We start from the raw sequence: 15,206 nt of genomic DNA, 5'->3' as shown, positions 1-15,206 counted from the left end.
TGCTCAGGCCGTCGCCGAGCCGGAGGGCGGCGCTCCGGGGCCGGCGGCGGAACCCGGCCCCTGGAACGTGGTCTCCGGGTTCCACGTCGTGACGGCCCAGATCACCACCACGTCCAGCGCGATGATCAGGATGGACCAACCCGGGTAGTACGGCAGCCACAGGAAGTTGGCGATGATCGACAGCGCCGCGATGACGATCGCCGACACCCGCGCCCAGGTCGCGCCGGTCATCAACGCGATGCCGACGACGATCATCACCACGCCGAGCACGATGTGCGTCCATCCCCAGGCGGTGAAGTCGAATTTGAAGGTGTACTGCTGACCCTGGACGAACAACTCGTCCTCGGCGACCGCCGAGATTCCTTGGAACAGCTGAAGGAACCCGACGGTGGTCAGTATGATCGCGGCCGCAATCGATGTGCCCGCGGCGATGCCTTGCCGGACGCGGTGGTTTTCCTGGCCCACAGGCGTGTGTTGCGACATTTGCGGTTCCCTTTCGCGACAATTTCGTATCGGCATGGGATGTGCGCATGCACGCCATGTCGGGACGGGCTTCGAACCTGAGGGTCCGGGCCGGGCTGAAGGTTTCGCGACCGGGTGGCGGTCGGCGGCGTACGCTATGACTGAGATTAGCATCGGGATGGCAGCCGAGTTCGAAGTTGTCATTTCTCGGATCCGGGATGCCGGTGCGTATTCCGGGAGACCTGTGGGAGGCCGATCGGCACGGCGGCCCGATTCGAACGAATTTCTCCATTTCGCAACGGAAAAGAGGCTTCCGGTGACCGATACCGATATCGACGCGATAGGCCCTATTGACTATCTCGTTATCGAATTTCCCCCGGATCGACCCCCGGACGGTTCGGCGCTGCCCATGCTGGCCGACCTCGTCGAGCGCGGCATAGTCCGGGTCCTCGATCTGGCGTTCGTCCGCAAGGACACCGACGGTTCCCTCACCGGAATCGACATCGCCGACATGGGACTCGAAGGGGACTTCGACATCACCCTGTTCGCGGAGGCGGGCTCGGGCCTGCTCGACGAAGCCGACCGCAGGGAAGCCGGGGCGGCGCTCGAACCGGGATGTTCGGCCGCGATCCTGGTCTACGAGAACAGGTGGGCGGCGCCTTTCGCGTCCGCGTTGCGCCGCAACGGCGCTCAGCTCGTGGCCTCCGGGCGCATCCCGGTGCAAAGCCTTTTGTCGTCGTTGGATGCCCTCGAGGCACAGAGTCGATAGGAGACAGTCATGCCAGGTTTGCTTCGCGGAGTCGCCCGCACCGCCGTCGTCGCGGGCACCGCGACCGCCGTCTCCAATCGGGTCTCCCGACGTCAGGGGGAACGCTGGGCGGCGCAGGAACAGTCGCAGTACGACCCGTACGCGCAACAGCAGTACGCGCAGCAGCAGTATGCGCAGCAACCCGCCGCGCCGCAGCCCGCGCCCGCACCGCCGAGTGGCGGCGGTGCGGGCATGGACCGGATCACCGCGTTGAAGGAACTCGCCGAACTCAAAGCTCAGGGCGTACTCACGGAACCCGAATTCGAGGCCGAGAAGGCCCGCATCCTCGCTTCTTGAGCGCGAAACCGGCGCTGGTCACCGACCCGCAGGCCGGGTGGGCGCCCCGCTCGGTTGCGGCGTCGGCGCCGCGCTTGCTTGCGGCGCCGCACCGGGCTGCTGTCCTGCCAGTGCCTGGGCCTTGAGTTGCTCGAATTCGGCCACGGTGATCGCGCCGGAGTCGAGGAGGGCTTTGGCGTCGGCGATGCTCTCCGCGGGAGACCTGCCCGCCACCTCCCGGATGTACTGGTCGGTGGCTTGTTTCGCTTCTGCCTGGGCATGTTGGGCGCGCAGGGCCATGCCCCGGCCCCGGACGACGAGGTAGACCAATGCCGCGAGGTAAGGGAAGACCACCAAGGCGATCACCCACACGGCTTTGGCGAAGCCCGAGACGGAGTGATCCCGGAACAGATCGACCAGAATCTGGAACAGCACGATCAGGTATGCCACGAAAGCGAATACGAGGATCGTGTACCACACGTAGTCCCAGAACGAATCCATGATGTGAACCTCCTCTGACGAGCCCGCGGCGTATTCGAAATCCGCGGCTCACCATGTCCTGGATCGGACCGTCGGACGGCCCGGTGGCCGGAAAAAACCTTTCTCTGTGCGCTTGCCGGGCTCTGCCTGCCGTATATCTCTTTGTTCGGTAGGGCAGCCCGCATCGGTGCTCGGGGCGGGCGTCGGTGCGAAGCGTCCGAAAGAGGGAACGTTTCACCGTCGCCGTGTCGCTCGAATATTCGAGGGCACATCAATTTTCGAGTGTCCGGACAGTCGTTCGGTTCATCCGTCGATCCGGAGAAACTCGTCCGGCCCGAAAAGACCGGCAAATAATCATCGGCGCTGGCGGAGGCGTCGTCAAGATTGCCGGGGAATTCGGCGCCGGTGCCGCAACGGCGTCGTCGCGCGAACGGAGCCGGTGTCCGATGGACCGCGTGCGCGGATGTGAGCGCCGTGTCCACCGCCACGCCCCGGACAGCACGCGTGGGAAGAGCCGCGGCGTACGGCGGCGGAACCGGGCCGACGCAGAGCCCGAGCCGACGTCGTTCATTCGATCCGCGGAGCGGCACCCGGCGGAGTAGGGTCTCCCCGCCGGCGCCCCGGCACGGGGCGCGCGAGCAGATCGTGTTGCTGTTGCATTACTGTCCAGCGCGGAGCGGCCCGGTCGCTTAAATTGCCAAACGGGTGATGACGCCCGGGTAGCGTGGAGTCAAAATGTGGAGGGCTGCTGTGTCTGATCGTTCGTTTCTCGGCAGGCGCGCCCTGCGAGCCGCCACGGGCGCGCTCGCCGCGGGCGCACTGGTGCTGACCGGATGTACCACCAACACCGAGGACACCGGACCCTCGGTGGCCAAGGTGCAGGTGGACAAGGTCGACGAGATCGCCGCACAACTCCCCGACAAGATCAAGCAATCCGGCCGGCTCGTCGTCGGCGTGAACATCCCCTACCAGCCGAACGAGTACAAGGACGCCAGTGGCCGGATCGTCGGCTTCGATGTGGACCTGATGGACGCGATCGCCTCCGTGCTCGGCGTCAAGGCCGAGTACCTCGAGTCGGCCTTCGAGAAGATCATCCCCTCGATCCAGGCGGGCACCTACGACGTGGGCATGTCGTCGATCACCGACTCCAAGGAACGTGAGCAGCAGGTCGACTTCACCACCTACTTCAACGCGGGCATCCAGTGGGCCCAGCAGAAGGGCAAGCCGGTCGATCCGGAGAACGCCTGCGGCAAGAAGGTCGCCGTGCAGGCCACCACCGTGGAGCACACCGACGAGGTGCCCGCCAAGAGCGCCAAGTGCGTCGCCGCGGGCAAACCCGCCATCGATATCAAGTCGTTCGACGAGCAGAGCGCCGCGACCAACGCGCTGGTGCTCGGTCAGGTCGACGCCATGTCGGCCGATTCGCCGGTGACGGCGTACGCGATCAAGCAGAGCGGCGGCAAGATCGAGAACGCGGGGCCGGTGTTCGACTCCGCGCCCTACGGCTGGGCGGTGCCCAAGGGCGCGCCGCTGGCCGCCGTGCTGCAGAAGGCGGTCCAGCACCTGATCGACACGGGCAAATACGCCGAGATCACGAAGAACTGGGGCGTGCAGGAAGGCGCGATCACGAAGTCCGTCGTCAACGGCGCCGTGAGCTGATCGATGACGGACAACGACACTCGGCCGGCGCCCGGCGATCCCGGGCCCGGCGGAGCGGATTCGACGCGGGAGCCGGAGCCGATCAAAGCGGTTCCGCTGCGCAGGCCGGGGCGCTGGATAGCGGCGGCGGTCATCCTCGTCCTGGTGGGGCTGTTCGTCTACGGCGCCGCCACGAACCCGGCCTATCGCTGGGATACCTATGGGAAGTACCTGTTCGACACCAGGATCACGGCAGGCGCGATCGTCACGCTGGAACTCACCGTGTGCGCGATGGCGATCGCGGTCGTGCTCGGAACGGTGCTGGCCGTGATGCGGCTGTCGCCGAACCCGGTATTGCGCAGCTCGGCATGGGTGTACCTCTGGATCTTCCGTGGCACCCCGGTGTTCGTGCAGCTGGTGTTCTGGGGGCTGGTCCCCTCGCTGTACAGCCGGATCCAGCTCGGCGTTCCGTTCGGGCCGGAGTTCTTCCACCTCGACGTGCAGCAACTCCAGGCCGCGTTCGCCTTCGCCGTCCTCGGCCTCGGGCTCAACGAAGCGGCGTACATGGCCGAGATCGTGCGGGCCGGGATCAATTCCGTCGGTGAAGGGCAGCGGGAAGCGTCGCTGGCGCTCGGCATGTCCTGGAGCCAGACCATGCGCCGCACGGTGCTGCCGCAGGCCATGCGCGTGATCATCCCGCCGACCGGCAACGAGCTCATCGGCATGCTGAAGACCACCTCGCTGGTCACCGGCATCCCGCTGAGCACCGATCTGTTCGGCCGGGCGCGGGACATCTACGGCGTGAACTTCCAGCCCATTCCGCTGCTGTTGGTCGCCGCCACCTGGTATCTGGCGATCACGAGTGTGCTCATGGTCGGGCAGTACTACTTGGAGCGCTACTACTCGCGCGGCGTCTCCCGCACGCTGACCACCAAGCAGCTGCAGGAGCTGGCCGACGCCCAGCAGGGGGAGAAGGCCAAATGAGCGTGGAGGTCGAGAAGACCACGGCCCCTCCGATGGTCCTGGCGGACCGGGTCTGCAAGAACTTCGGCGCACTGCAGGTGCTCAAGGGCGTCTCCCTCGAGGTGGGCCGCGGCGAAGTGCTGTGCCTGATCGGGCCGTCCGGCTCGGGTAAGTCCACCTTCCTGCGCTGCATCAATCACCTGGAGCAGGTGAACGCGGGCAGGCTGTACGTCGACGGCGAGATCGTGGGCTACCGGGAGAAGAACGACAAGCTCTACGAGATGCACCCGCGTGATGCGGCAAAGCAGCGCCGCGAGATCGGCATGGTGTTCCAGCATTTCAATCTGTTCCCGCACCGGACCGCGCTGGACAACATCATCGAGGCGCCCACCCAGGTCAAGAAGGTGCGTAAAGCGGAGGCGGTGACCAGGGCGCGTGAGCTGCTGGACCGGGTCGGGCTGGCGGACAAGGCGAACGCCTACCCGGCGCAGCTGTCCGGCGGGCAGCAGCAGCGCGTCGCGATCGCCCGTGCCCTGGCCATGGACCCCAAGCTCATGCTGTTCGACGAGCCGACCTCGGCGCTGGATCCGGAGCTGGTCGGTGAGGTCCTCACGGTCATGCGGGAACTGGCCCGCTCGGGCATGACGATGGTCGTGGTGACCCATGAGATGGGATTCGCCCGCGAGGTCGCCGACCAGCTGGCGTTCATGGACGGCGGCGTGGTCGTCGAGTCGGGGCCGCCCAGACAACTGCTGGCGGATCCGCAGCACGAGCGCACCAAGGCGTTCCTCTCGCGACTGCTCTGAGGGGGTTACGTCCCGGCGCGCAGCGCGATGCGCAGCTGTCCGAGCAGCACTTTGGCTGCCGGACTCGCGGGACGGTCGGTGCGCCAGACCAATGCGAGGCGCCCGCGCGGTTCCGGTTCGACGATCCGGACGGTCCGCACCCCGAAGGCCGCGGCCTCCTCGGTGCTGAGCGCGGGCACGACCGCGACACCGAGACCGCGCGCGGCCAAGCGCAGCAGCAGCGCGGGCGCCGCCGCCTCGTAGGCGATCGCGGGCTCGAATCCCGCCGCGGCGCATGCCCGCTCGAAGACGCCGCGGATTCCGGTGCCGGGGGTGAGACAGATCAGCGGACGATCCCGCAGCGCGGTCAGCGGGATCTCCGCGCCGTAGTCGAGGTCCGCCACCGCGACGGCGGCGACCACCGCGGTCTCCAGCACCACTTCGATGCCGATGCCCGGTTCGAGGTCCGCGCCGGTCATCCCGATCAGGGCGATGTCGAGATCACCCCGGCCGAGGGCGGCGAGCATCCGCTCGGAGGTGTCCTCGGTGAGGCTGATGCCGACCTCGGGGTGGTCCCCGTGGAATTCGGCGAGCACGGCGGCGACGTCGAACTCCTCGACCGCCGCTCCCGAGATCAGGCCGACTCGGACCTGACCCCGCAGCAACCCGCTGAACTCGTCCACCGTATGGGTGATCCGCTCGGCGGCGGCCAGCGCCGCCTGCGCGTGCCGCAGAACGGCGGCGCCCACTTCGGTCAGGGTCACCGTACGCCCCCCACGGTCGAGCAGCGGTTGGCCGAGTTCGCGCTCCAGCTGCCGGATCTGGGCGCTCAGGCCGGGTTGGGCCAGATGCAGCCGAGCCGCCGCGCGGGTGAAGCTCGCTTCCTGGGCGACCGTGACGAAGTACCGTAGCTGACGCAGCTCCATAATCGATCATTATAGGAACTAGAAGAACTATCTGTTTTACTTCTTCACCCTGGCCGGGCAGGGTCGAAGCCATGGGAAACAACGCCGCACAGATCGAAGAAAACAGCGACATCTTCACCGGCCCGGTCTTCCGCCCTGGCGACGACGGTTACGACGCGGAGATCGCCGGGTTCCAGACCGCCTACACCCATCGGCCCGCGCTGATCGTGGGCGCGGTGCACACCGAGGACGTGCGCGCGGCCGTGGAATACGCCGCGCGCCACGATCTGCCGATCGCCGTGCAGGCCACCGGCCACGGACTGTCGGTCGCCGCGGACGGCGGTGTGCTGATCAGCACCGGGCGCATGACCGACATCCGGATCGATCCGGTGCGCCGGACCGCGCATGTCCGCGCGGGAGTGCGGGCGGGCGCGCTGGTCGACGCGGCGGCCGAGCACGGACTGGCGCCGCTGAACGGTTCGTCGCCGTCGGTGGGCGTGGTCGGCTATCTGCTCGGCGGCGGCGTCGGTCTGCTCGCGCGCCGGTTCGGGTACGCGGCCGAGCACGTGCGATCGATCGAGCTGGTCACCGCCGACGGCCGGGTGCGCACGCTGACGCCGGACGACGAGTTGTTCGGCGCCGTACTCGGCAGCGGGGGCAACTTCGGCGTCGTGACCGCGCTGGAAGTCGGCCTGGTCCCGGTCACCACGGTGTACGGCGGACAGTTGGTGTTCGACACGCCGCTGGTCGAGCGGGCGCTGGACGCGTGGCGACGGTGGACCGCGACCGTGCCGGAGGACCTCACCTCGACGGTCACCATGCTCGCCTTCCCGGATATCCCCCAGGTGCCCGAGCCGCTGCGCGGACGGTACATCGCCTCCGCACGGATCGCTTACAACGGGCCCGCGGAAGAAGGGGAACGGCTGGTCGCGCCGCTGCGGGCGGTGGGGGAACGACTGAAGGACGATCTGCGCGAAATGCCGTACCCGGAGTCGCACACCATTCACAGCGACCCTGATCATCCACACGCCTATGCCGCTACCAACGCGCTACTCGGCGAATTCACCGAGGAGACGGCCGCTGCCCTGCTCGCCGCCGCGGGCCCGGATTCCGGGGCGGGCGCGGTCGTCGACGTCCGTCATCTCGGCGGGGCACTGGCCCGCCCGAGCGATGCCGGCATCGCCGTGGATCATCGCGAGGCCGCGTATGTCGTGCGAATCATCACCGGCCCCGAGGATGCCGCGACTCGCGCCGCGATCCGCGCCGCGCTGACGCCGTGGACGCTCGGGCACAGCCTCAATTTCCTCTACGGCGCGGGCGCCGAAGCGGACGAGGCGCAGACCCGCGCGGGTTACCGGCCCGACACCTACGCCCGGCTGGCCGCGCTCAAGGCCGAGCACGATCCGCGCAATCTGTTCCGCTTCAACCGCAACATCCGGCCGGAAGGCCGCTGATCGCACCGCCGCCGCGCCCTGGTGTGGCGCGGCGGCGTCATGCTATCTTCGTGATATCACTCTGATATTGGGAGAATGTCATGCAGTTTCGATCCGCGTTCCACGTCGACGGCTTTCTGGTGCTGCTCGGGTGGTTCGTGCTCACGGTCTTGTTCGGCGGCGGCGCGGCGCTCGGTTTCGCCGTGGGCGCCAGGGACGGCAACGGCTTCGCGGTGGCCGGTGCGGTGGCGGCGGTCGTCGTGGTCGTCGTCCTGCTGCTGCTCGCGACCGGGCTGACCGTGGTGAACCCGAACGAGGCCAAGGTGGTGCAGTTCTTCGGCCGCTACGTCGGCTCGGTGAGCGAGCCCGGCTTCTATTCCGTGCTCCCGCTGACCGACCGCAAGAGCATCTCGCTGCGCGTGCGGAACTTCGAGACCCAGAAGCTCAAGGTCAACGACGCCGACGGCAACCCGGTGGAGATCGCCGCGGTGGTCGTCTACCGGGTGGTGGACAGCTTCAAGGCGGCCTTCGCCGTCGACGACTACGAGGAGTACGTCGAGACCCAGTCCGAGGCGGCCGTCCGGCACCTGGCCACGACGCACCCGTATGACGCGCACGAGGCCGACCGCACCAGCCTGCGCGACGGCGCGGAGGTGGCCGGGGAACTGACCGTCGAACTGCGTGAACGCACCGAAATGGCGGGTATCGAGGTGCTGGAGGCGCGGATCACCCACCTCGCCTACGCGCCCGAGATCGCCCAGGCCATGCTGGTCCGCCAGCAGGCCGCCCAGGTGGTCGCCGCGCGGACCCGGATCGTCGAGGGCGCGGTCGGCATGGTCGGCTTGGCGCTGGAGCGGCTCGCTCAGGAGGGCATGGTGGAATTGGACGAGGAGCGCAAGGCGGCGATGGTGTCGAACCTGCTCGTCGTGTTGTGCGGTGACCGTCCCACCCAGCCCGTCGTCAACGCCGGTTCGCTCTACTCCTGAGGCGGGCTGCCCATGGCCGAGCGCAAGAAACTGCTGCTACGCCTGGACCCGGCCGTCCACGACGCCATCGCGAAGTGGGCGGCCGACGACCTGCGCAGCATCAACGCCCAGATCGAGTACGCGCTGCGCCTGGCGCTGGAGCAGGCCGGACGCAAACCGAAGTCGCAGTGACACGACCTCGATACCGATCAGAGATGGTGCCCCGGCCCGAGGGCGCGAAGACTTGCAAGGTGTCAGCAAATGTCCGGCCATCGGAACCGAAAGGGGAAATGATGACCACGGTCGTGCACATCGATGACACCGTCCGCGATTACGAGACGTGGAAGCCCGCCTTCGACGGTCTGGTGCAGTACTACACCGAGGCGGGAGCCCGCAACTGCCGGGTGGCGCGGTTCACGCACAACCCCAACCGGGTGCTCATCGAGCTGGACTTCGACACCATGGCGGAGGCCGAAGCCTTCCGGGACGGTCTGCACAAGCTGATCGACCTGCCGCGGACGCAGATGCTACTGGTCAGCCACGAGGTCTCCATCCTCGAGCTGGTCGATGACCGCCGCCTCACGGCCCGGGCTTCCTCGTGACGAAGATGGCCGTACCGGGGAAAAGCTCACCGCGCAGCGGGCTCCACTGCCCCCATTCGCGGTCGAGCCATTCCGGCCACTCCGGTTCGACGATGTCCTCCAGCACCAGGCCCGCCGCGACGATCTCCCTGACCCGGTCGCCGATGGTCCGGTGGTGCTCGACGTAGGTGGGCACGTCGTCGCCGTCGACCTCGACGTAAGGGGTGCGGTCGAAGTACGGGATGGTGGCGGTCAGGCCCGCCGGGCCGGGATCGTCCGGGAAGATCCAGCGCATCGGGTGGTTCACCGAGAACACCCAGCGCCCACCGGGGCGCAGCACTCGCGCGACCTCGCGCATCACCTGCGCCGAATCGGCGACGAACGGCACCGCGCCGAACGCCGAGCAGGCCAGATCGAACGACGCGTCCGCGAACGGAAGGGCCTCGGCGTCCGCCTGCACCAGCGGCACTCGCGGGCCGCCGCGCGCCATCACCGCGAGGCCCCGCTCGAGCATCCCGCGCGACAGGTCGAGCCCGACGGGACGCGCGCCCTGCCCCGCCAGCCAGCGCGAGCACGGAGCGGAGCCGCAGCCGATCTCCAGCACTGCTTTGCCGGTGACGTCGCCGAGGAATCTCATGTCGCCTTCGTGCAGGCCCTCCGGGCACCACACGAACTCGCCGCCGGGGGAGTCCACGCCGAGGAACTCCGCGTGCGTCTCGTGGTACTGCGCGGCGTCGGCGTCCCACCATCGCCTGCTGGCCAGTCTGCTGGCCGCCGATCCGATCCGGGTCCGCACCGTGCCCGTCGTTCCGAGCAGTGCGTTTGCTTGCGCATGGCGATCTTCCGACACGCCGATCAGACTATCGGCGTGGCGACCCGACCGGTTTGCCCGCCCGGACCGAGGTCGCGTACGCTGAACGCGCGAGTGTCTTCCGTACAGCCGTACCGAAGTTCAACCCGTGCTGAGTTTCACGCGCGTCGCGTGCGGTACGTTCCTAGTGTCCGTCTTCACACCTCGCGGTGAGATCGCAGCGTACCGAAAGTTCCAATGTCCGCAACCGACCACAATCCGTCCGGAGCAAACCGACATATGCCCACCACCGTCACCTCGCCGCAGGTAGCCGTCAACGACATCGGCTCCGCCGAGGATTTCCTCGCCGCCATCGACGCCACGATCAAGTACTTCAACGACGGCGACATCGTCGAAGGAACCATCGTCAAGGTCGATCGCGACGAGGTCCTGCTCGACATCGGTTACAAGACCGAAGGCGTCATCCCCTCTCGTGAACTCTCCATCAAGCACGACGTCGACCCCAACGAGGTCGTTTCCGTGGGCGATGAGGTCGAGGCCCTTGTTCTCACCAAGGAGGACAAGGAAGGCCGCCTGATCCTGTCGAAGAAGCGGGCGCAGTACGAGCGTGCGTGGGGCACCATCGAGGAGCTCAAGGAGAAGGACGAGGCCGTCAAGGGCACCGTCATCGAGGTCGTCAAGGGCGGCCTGATCCTCGACATCGGCCTGCGCGGCTTCCTGCCCGCGTCGCTGGTCGAGATGCGGCGCGTCCGCGATCTCCAGCCGTACGTCGGCAAGGAGATCGAGGCCAAGATCATCGAGCTGGACAAGAACCGCAACAACGTCGTGCTCTCCCGCCGCGCCTGGCTGGAGCAGACCCAGTCCGAGGTGCGCAGCGAGTTCCTGCACCAGCTGCAGAAGGGCCAGGTCCGCAAGGGTGTGGTCTCCTCGATCGTCAACTTCGGCGCCTTCGTCGACCTGGGCGGCGTGGACGGTCTGGTGCACGTCTCCGAGCTGTCCTGGAAGCACATCGACCACCCGTCCGAGGTCGTCGAGGTCGGCAACGAGGTCACCGTCGAGGTGCTCGACGTCGATCTGGACCGCGAGCGCGTCTCGCTGTCGCTCAAGGCGACCCAGGAAGACCCGTGGCGTCAGTTCGCCCGCACCCACGCGATCGGCCAGATCGTGCCGGGCAAGGTCACCAAGCTCGTTCCGTTCGGCGCGTTCGTCCGCGTCGAGGAGGGCATCGAGGGCCTGGTGCACATCTCCGAGCTGGCCGAGCGCCACGTGGAGGTGCCGGACCAGGTCGTGGCCGTCGGCGACGACGCGATGGTCAAGGTCATCGACATCGACCTGGAGCGTCGCCGGATCTCGCTGAGCCTCAAGCAGGCCAACGAGGACTACCACGCCGAGTTCGACCCGTCGAAGTACGGCATGGCCGACAGCTACGACGAGCAGGGCAACTACATCTTCCCCGAGGGCTTCGACCCCGACACCAACGAGTGGCTCGAGGGCTTCGACAAGCAGCGCGAGGAGTGGGAGGGCCGCTACGCCGAGGCGGAGCGTCGCCACAAGATGCACACCGCGCAGATGGAGAAGATGGCGGCCGACGCCGCGGCCGAGGCCGCGAACGGCGGCGGCGCGTCGAACTACTCCTCCGAGAGCGGTTCGCAGTCCTCCGCGGGCCAGGCCGAGCCCGCCGGCGGTTCGCTGGCCAGCGACGCCCAGCTGGCGGCTCTGCGTGAGAAGCTGTCCGGCAACGCCTGATCGGCAATAGGCTGAACGACTGTGCCCCAACCGGGATTCGGTTGGGGCACAGTCGTTTTTCGGTGAGTTTTTCAGTCGTTCTCGTGCCGTGAGGCTTTCGTCGTGCCGCGTTGCACTCGTGGCGCGTGAGCGGGCGGCCGTAGCGCCTCATGTGGCGCCACCATCTGGGCCGTGGTGAGCGCGACGACCTGAATCTGCTCGAGCCGCAACCCGAGCGAGGCCAGCCGGGCGATGACGCCCAGCCGATGTTCCGGCAAGCCGGGGCGAATCACCAGCGGTTCCCGCTCCGATCGACGCAGAACGTAGGCTCGACGTTCGGCGTCGAACCGCACGGGAACACCGTCCCGGATCGCCCGGTAAGCGGCCAGATCCAGTGTGTTGTGCCGGATCGGGTCGATCAGCAGCGACTCGACGAATTGCTCCGCCTGCCGCAGGAACGGCTCTTGGTCCGACGGGTCCAGATGCTCGATCCGCTGGGCCACGCGGTACCGGTAATCCTCCGCGGCGGGGCGCAGCAGGGCACGGTGCCGCTCGATCTCCGCCGCGAAGGCCACGAGCTCTTCGTGGTCCACGGTGAGACGGTCGGGCGTCGAAGCAAGGACGTCGGGCATGGTGACCCCTATCTCTCGGGTTGCGGATTACTTTGTGTGGCAACCTGATCGACGTCCGACATCCCTTATTGTGCCGGAGGGGTCCGACAGAAACCGTGCGCGGCGCCCGGCTGTTCGCCCGTAGGCTCCGGATTGTTCGGCAGGCGACTCCCGCCTCAGTAGCCCACGGTGAAGCGGCGCTGAACGAAACGCGGCTGCTCGGCCTCGTCGATGAGGGCGACCGCCACGTCTTCGGCGGAGAGGTCTCCGCCGCCGACCAAGAGTTGATCGCCGCCGATCCGGAAGCGACCGGTGCGCTCGCCCGGAGCGATCCGCCCCGAGGAGGGGCTCAGGTAGGTCCAATTGCGGTTGGACAGCCGATAGATGTTCAACGCGTCGCGCAATGCGCGCACCACCCGCGCGTAGTCCGCGGGAACGTCGAGCACTTCGGTGAGGGTGCGAGTGAAATCGTCTCCGGTGTCCAGTAATTGGATGCCGGGCGCGACTTCCAGGCTGCCCGCCCCGCCCACCGCGATCAGCCGGACGCGCGGCTGCCGGTCGAGCGCGGCGACCATCGCCCGCGCGCCCGCCACGAAGTCGTCCGCTCTGGCGATGGTGTCGGCGATGCCGTGCCCGGCGTTCACCGCGCTCACGACGACGTCGAGCCCGGCTATGGCCTCGGCGATGCTGTCGGTATCCAGCCAGTCGGCCACCGCCCACGTCGCGCTCCCCCCGCGGGTCGGGACACGCGCCGCGTCGCGAGTGAACGCGGTGACCCGGTGCCCCCGCCGCAGCGCTTCGGTGACCACGCGCGACCCGATGACGCCGGTCGCCCCGAAAACTCCGATGTCCACCATTCTCCTTAGCAATGTTCATTTACTACACGCCGTTCAGTAACAACACGGCAGATAGTACCCAAACGCTGTAGGGTGTCAACCGTGGCCGAGATCGTGAGAAGTCGCCGGGAGCGCCTGCGCGCCCAGACGCTGGAGGACATCACGACGATCGCGATGCGGCTGCTCGCCGAGGGCGGTCCCGACGCGATCTCGCTGCGCGCCATCGCTCGCGAAATGGGCATGACGGCGGGCGCGATCTACGGCTACTTCGCCACCCGCGACGACCTGATCTCCACCCTCATCTCGGACGTCTACACCGCCTTGGTCGACCGGCTGGAAGCGGCGCGCGACGCCGTTCCGGCGGCGGATCCGGCCGGACGCATCATGGCCTGGGCCGAGGCCGTGCGCGCCTGGGCAATCGAACGGCCCGCCGAATTCCGGCTCATCTACGGCGATCCGGTGCCCGGTTATCGGCCGCCGCCGGGCGGACCCGCCGGCGCGGCCGAATTACGCGCCTGTACCGGCCTGGTCGGTCTCGCGGCCGCCGCGTGGCCACGGGCCGCGGCTACCCAGTCCGCGGGTGACTGCACGTGGTCCGACTTCGACGCGAGCTTGGTCGACCATGTCCGGTCCGACTTCCCGGATCTACCTCCCGACGCGCTCGCCCTCGCCCTGCGTCTGTGGGGCCGGATGCACGGCCCGATCGCACTGGAGGTGTACGGCCACCTGCGTCCACAGTCGCAGGACCCGGGGAAACTGTTCCGCGCCGAGATGCGCGACCTGGTTCGTTCGCTCGGCTTCTAGCCCGTCGGGTTCGGCGGCGGTTCCGCAGCGGCGTCGCGGAGCTCGGACGGTCTAGCGTGCCGGTCGTGTTCCCTCGTGCGATCCTGGTTCGGCGGGGCCGTGCGCGATGTCGTGAAAGGCGTTGCGCAGCAAGGCGATGATGCGCTGCGGCGGCGCGTCGCGCAGACCATCGAGTTCGAGCAGATGACGGCCGATCACCACGCCGATGGTGAGGGCTCCCAGCAATCCGGCGCGCAGGTCCGCCTCGTCGTCGCGCAACTGCCCGGCCGCTTCCCGCTGTCGCGCGGTCATGGCCGCGCGTACCTCGTCGGCGGCGTCCGGGTGGGTGAGCATCGAGCGGATCGCCGCCAGCGTGTTGACCGGCTGGTCGGCGAGCTTGATGGCGAGCGCGTCGAGCAGGAGTTCGGCGACCTGCTCCGGCGTCCCGGTGATCGGGTGGTCGTCGGCGAAGACCGCGACCCGCGCGAACAAATTCTCTTTCGATCCGAAATAGCGCATCACCAGGCTCGGATCGGTGTCCGCCTCCGTCGCGACGGCCCGGATGGTCGTCCGGTCGTAGCCGATCTCCGCGAACAACCGGCCCGCCGCCGCCAGGATCCGTTCCTCTGTGTTGCGGCGCTGCTGGGCTCGGGTGGGAGTGGCATCCATGAATTCAGTCTACGTGCGTTGACTCAAAGGCCGCGCAGGGGTAGCTTTCGGTCTACAACTGTTGACCGAATTGGAGAGTGAGGTGGTAGCGATGTGGTCCACTGTCGCCCTGGCCCTCGGTGCCGGGGTCCTGGGAGTGAACGCCGTTCCGCATTTCGTGAAAGGGATGATGGGGGAGGAGTTCCCGAACGTCACGGGTAACGCGCCCGTGCGCAACTCCGTGGCCGGATTCCTCGGACTGCTGCTGACGGCGCTGCTGGTGTACTGGGCCGACTTGGCGAGTCATCCATGGGTCGGTGCGGTGAGCATCGGCATCGGAGGCCTGAGCATGGCGGTCTTCCACGGTCTGGGTGGGGCTTACCGCCTCAATACCGCACTCGGGCTGCCGAATCCGCCTCGGCAGATGCACGCGGGTACGACTGCCTGACCCCGCGTTCCGGGCTGGTGCGGCTTCGGCGAGGCATCCGATGAGGTG

The 15,206-nt window shown here is 67.8% G+C and carries 19 protein-coding genes; 12 read left to right on the top strand and 7 right to left on the bottom strand.

Features of this window, described 5'->3' with window-relative positions; translation table 11 throughout:
• Positions 1-3: 3 nt before the first annotated feature.
• Positions 4-483, bottom strand: coding sequence for a DUF7144 family membrane protein (locus ACL03I_RS17595; RefSeq protein WP_356967835.1), 480 nt, complete (start codon positions 481-483; stop codon positions 4-6).
• A gap of 295 nt (positions 484-778) precedes the next feature.
• On the opposite strand from ACL03I_RS17595, the gene ACL03I_RS17590 reads away from it, so the two are divergent.
• Both ACL03I_RS17590 and ACL03I_RS17585 read left to right on the top strand, forming a co-directional pair.
• Positions 779-1,231, top strand: a complete 453-nt coding sequence (locus ACL03I_RS17590) for a DUF6325 family protein (protein WP_364430402.1) — start codon at positions 779-781, stop codon at positions 1,229-1,231.
• A gap of 9 nt (positions 1,232-1,240) precedes the next feature.
• Positions 1,241-1,567 carry an SHOCT domain-containing protein gene (locus ACL03I_RS17585; protein WP_355078235.1) on the top strand — a complete coding sequence of 109 codons (327 nt, stop codon included), beginning with the start codon at positions 1,241-1,243 and terminating at the stop codon, positions 1,565-1,567.
• Positions 1,568-1,585: 18 nt separating this feature from the next.
• Here the strand turns inward: ACL03I_RS17585 and ACL03I_RS17580 are convergent, their stop codons facing one another.
• On the bottom strand, positions 1,586-2,047 hold the full coding sequence (locus tag ACL03I_RS17580) for an SHOCT domain-containing protein (protein WP_355078234.1): 462 nt from the start codon (positions 2,045-2,047) through the stop codon (positions 1,586-1,588).
• A 714-nt stretch (positions 2,048-2,761) separates the two neighbouring features.
• Between ACL03I_RS17580 and ACL03I_RS17575 the strand changes: the two genes are divergently transcribed.
• The 3 genes from ACL03I_RS17575 to ACL03I_RS17565 are packed head-to-tail and all read left to right on the top strand — an operon-like array spanning position 2,762 to position 5,433.
• Positions 2,762-3,685 carry an ABC transporter substrate-binding protein gene (locus ACL03I_RS17575; protein ID WP_364430393.1) on the top strand — a complete coding sequence of 308 codons (924 nt, stop codon included), beginning with the start codon at positions 2,762-2,764 and terminating at the stop codon, positions 3,683-3,685.
• A gap of 3 nt (positions 3,686-3,688) precedes the next feature.
• Positions 3,689-4,648 (top strand): amino acid ABC transporter permease, encoded by a 960-nt coding sequence (locus ACL03I_RS17570; RefSeq protein ID WP_355078232.1) that lies wholly within the window; start codon positions 3,689-3,691, stop codon positions 4,646-4,648.
• Positions 4,649-4,680: 32 nt separating this feature from the next.
• Entirely contained in the window at positions 4,681-5,433 is a 753-nt protein-coding gene (locus ACL03I_RS17565; RefSeq protein WP_355078343.1) for an amino acid ABC transporter ATP-binding protein, read from the top strand.
• Between the two features lie 5 nt (positions 5,434-5,438).
• On the opposite strand, the gene ACL03I_RS17560 is transcribed toward ACL03I_RS17565, so the two are convergent.
• Complete coding sequence (locus tag ACL03I_RS17560) at positions 5,439-6,338, bottom strand: LysR family transcriptional regulator (protein ID WP_412806487.1); 900 nt, start codon at positions 6,336-6,338, stop codon at positions 5,439-5,441.
• 71 nt (positions 6,339-6,409) lie between these two features.
• Here ACL03I_RS17560 and ACL03I_RS17555 point away from each other — a divergent pair, with 71 nt between their 5' ends.
• The 4 genes from ACL03I_RS17555 to ACL03I_RS17540 all read left to right on the top strand — a co-directional run bounded on the left by ACL03I_RS17555 (position 6,410) and on the right by ACL03I_RS17540 (position 9,317).
• Complete coding sequence (locus ACL03I_RS17555) at positions 6,410-7,771, top strand: FAD-binding oxidoreductase (protein ID WP_412806486.1); 1,362 nt, start codon at positions 6,410-6,412, stop codon at positions 7,769-7,771.
• Positions 7,772-7,851: 80 nt separating this feature from the next.
• Positions 7,852-8,736 carry an SPFH domain-containing protein gene (locus ACL03I_RS17550; RefSeq protein WP_355078229.1) on the top strand — a complete coding sequence of 295 codons (885 nt, stop codon included), beginning with the start codon at positions 7,852-7,854 and terminating at the stop codon, positions 8,734-8,736.
• 12 nt (positions 8,737-8,748) lie between these two features.
• Positions 8,749-8,907 (top strand): type II toxin-antitoxin system antitoxin, encoded by a 159-nt coding sequence (locus ACL03I_RS17545; RefSeq protein ID WP_168434213.1) that lies wholly within the window; start codon positions 8,749-8,751, stop codon positions 8,905-8,907.
• A gap of 101 nt (positions 8,908-9,008) precedes the next feature.
• Positions 9,009-9,317 (top strand): hypothetical protein, encoded by a 309-nt coding sequence (locus ACL03I_RS17540; RefSeq protein WP_355078228.1) that lies wholly within the window; start codon positions 9,009-9,011, stop codon positions 9,315-9,317.
• On the opposite strand, the gene ACL03I_RS17535 is transcribed toward ACL03I_RS17540, so the two are convergent.
• Positions 9,295-10,146, bottom strand: coding sequence for a class I SAM-dependent methyltransferase (locus ACL03I_RS17535; RefSeq protein WP_355078227.1), 852 nt, complete (start codon positions 10,144-10,146; stop codon positions 9,295-9,297). The two genes, ACL03I_RS17540 and ACL03I_RS17535, sit on opposite strands and share 23 nt — an antisense overlap.
• Before the next feature lie 240 nt (positions 10,147-10,386).
• On the opposite strand from ACL03I_RS17535, the gene rpsA reads away from it, so the two are divergent.
• Positions 10,387-11,853 carry a 30S ribosomal protein S1 gene (gene rpsA, locus ACL03I_RS17530; protein ID WP_039797295.1) on the top strand — a complete coding sequence of 489 codons (1,467 nt, stop codon included), beginning with the start codon at positions 10,387-10,389 and terminating at the stop codon, positions 11,851-11,853.
• A gap of 71 nt (positions 11,854-11,924) precedes the next feature.
• Here the strand turns inward: rpsA and ACL03I_RS17525 are convergent, their stop codons facing one another.
• Together ACL03I_RS17525 and ACL03I_RS17520 are read right to left on the bottom strand one after the other, a co-directional pair.
• On the bottom strand, positions 11,925-12,464 hold the full coding sequence (locus tag ACL03I_RS17525) for a hypothetical protein (protein WP_355078226.1): 540 nt from the start codon (positions 12,462-12,464) through the stop codon (positions 11,925-11,927).
• 155 nt (positions 12,465-12,619) lie between these two features.
• Positions 12,620-13,300, bottom strand: coding sequence for an NAD(P)-dependent oxidoreductase (locus ACL03I_RS17520; RefSeq protein ID WP_379255563.1), 681 nt, complete (start codon positions 13,298-13,300; stop codon positions 12,620-12,622).
• Between the two features lie 81 nt (positions 13,301-13,381).
• On the opposite strand from ACL03I_RS17520, the gene ACL03I_RS17515 reads away from it, so the two are divergent.
• The gene (locus tag ACL03I_RS17515; RefSeq protein ID WP_356967854.1) at positions 13,382-14,083 is read left to right on the top strand and encodes a TetR/AcrR family transcriptional regulator; all 702 of its coding nucleotides are present in this window, start codon (positions 13,382-13,384) and stop codon (positions 14,081-14,083) included.
• Positions 14,084-14,134: 51 nt separating this feature from the next.
• Here the strand turns inward: ACL03I_RS17515 and ACL03I_RS17510 are convergent, their stop codons facing one another.
• On the bottom strand, positions 14,135-14,731 hold the full coding sequence (locus ACL03I_RS17510; protein ID WP_364430374.1) for a TetR/AcrR family transcriptional regulator: 597 nt from the start codon (positions 14,729-14,731) through the stop codon (positions 14,135-14,137).
• Positions 14,732-14,822: 91 nt separating this feature from the next.
• Here ACL03I_RS17510 and ACL03I_RS17505 point away from each other — a divergent pair, with 91 nt between their 5' ends.
• The gene (locus ACL03I_RS17505; protein WP_412806485.1) at positions 14,823-15,158 is read left to right on the top strand and encodes a hypothetical protein; all 336 of its coding nucleotides are present in this window, start codon (positions 14,823-14,825) and stop codon (positions 15,156-15,158) included.
• The last annotated feature ends 48 nt before the right edge of the window (positions 15,159-15,206 follow it).

The organism is Nocardia sichangensis, assembly GCF_047200615.1.
Classification (GTDB): Bacteria; Actinomycetota; Actinomycetes; order Mycobacteriales; family Mycobacteriaceae; genus Nocardia; species Nocardia sichangensis.
Note: the sequence above shows the minus strand (reverse complement) of the source record. Positions and strands in the feature narration are given on the sequence as shown.

Bases quoted from the DNA above. Each gene is read 5' to 3' on its own strand.
- ACL03I_RS17595 (WP_356967835.1), bottom strand. From the start codon at position 483: ATGTCGCAACACACGCCTGTGGGCCAGGAAAACCACCGCGTCCGGCAA.
- ACL03I_RS17585 (WP_355078235.1), top strand. From the start codon at position 1,241: ATGCCAGGTTTGCTTCGCGGAGTCGCCCGCACCGCCGTCGTCGCGGGC.
- ACL03I_RS17580 (WP_355078234.1), bottom strand. From the start codon at position 2,047: ATGGATTCGTTCTGGGACTACGTGTGGTACACGATCCTCGTATTCGCT.
- ACL03I_RS17575 (WP_364430393.1), top strand. From the start codon at position 2,762: ATGTGGAGGGCTGCTGTGTCTGATCGTTCGTTTCTCGGCAGGCGCGCC.
- ACL03I_RS17570 (WP_355078232.1), top strand. From the start codon at position 3,689: ATGACGGACAACGACACTCGGCCGGCGCCCGGCGATCCCGGGCCCGGC.
- ACL03I_RS17565 (WP_355078343.1), top strand. From the start codon at position 4,681: ATGGTCCTGGCGGACCGGGTCTGCAAGAACTTCGGCGCACTGCAGGTG.
- ACL03I_RS17560 (WP_412806487.1), bottom strand. From the start codon at position 6,338: ATGGAGCTGCGTCAGCTACGGTACTTCGTCACGGTCGCCCAGGAAGCG.
- ACL03I_RS17555 (WP_412806486.1), top strand. From the start codon at position 6,410: ATGGGAAACAACGCCGCACAGATCGAAGAAAACAGCGACATCTTCACC.
- ACL03I_RS17550 (WP_355078229.1), top strand. From the start codon at position 7,852: ATGCAGTTTCGATCCGCGTTCCACGTCGACGGCTTTCTGGTGCTGCTC.
- ACL03I_RS17545 (WP_168434213.1), top strand. From the start codon at position 8,749: ATGGCCGAGCGCAAGAAACTGCTGCTACGCCTGGACCCGGCCGTCCAC.
- ACL03I_RS17540 (WP_355078228.1), top strand. From the start codon at position 9,009: ATGACCACGGTCGTGCACATCGATGACACCGTCCGCGATTACGAGACG.
- rpsA (WP_039797295.1), top strand. From the start codon at position 10,387: ATGCCCACCACCGTCACCTCGCCGCAGGTAGCCGTCAACGACATCGGC.
- ACL03I_RS17525 (WP_355078226.1), bottom strand. From the start codon at position 12,464: ATGCCCGACGTCCTTGCTTCGACGCCCGACCGTCTCACCGTGGACCAC.
- ACL03I_RS17520 (WP_379255563.1), bottom strand. From the start codon at position 13,300: ATGGTGGACATCGGAGTTTTCGGGGCGACCGGCGTCATCGGGTCGCGC.
- ACL03I_RS17510 (WP_364430374.1), bottom strand. From the start codon at position 14,731: ATGGATGCCACTCCCACCCGAGCCCAGCAGCGCCGCAACACAGAGGAA.
- ACL03I_RS17505 (WP_412806485.1), top strand. From the start codon at position 14,823: ATGTGGTCCACTGTCGCCCTGGCCCTCGGTGCCGGGGTCCTGGGAGTG.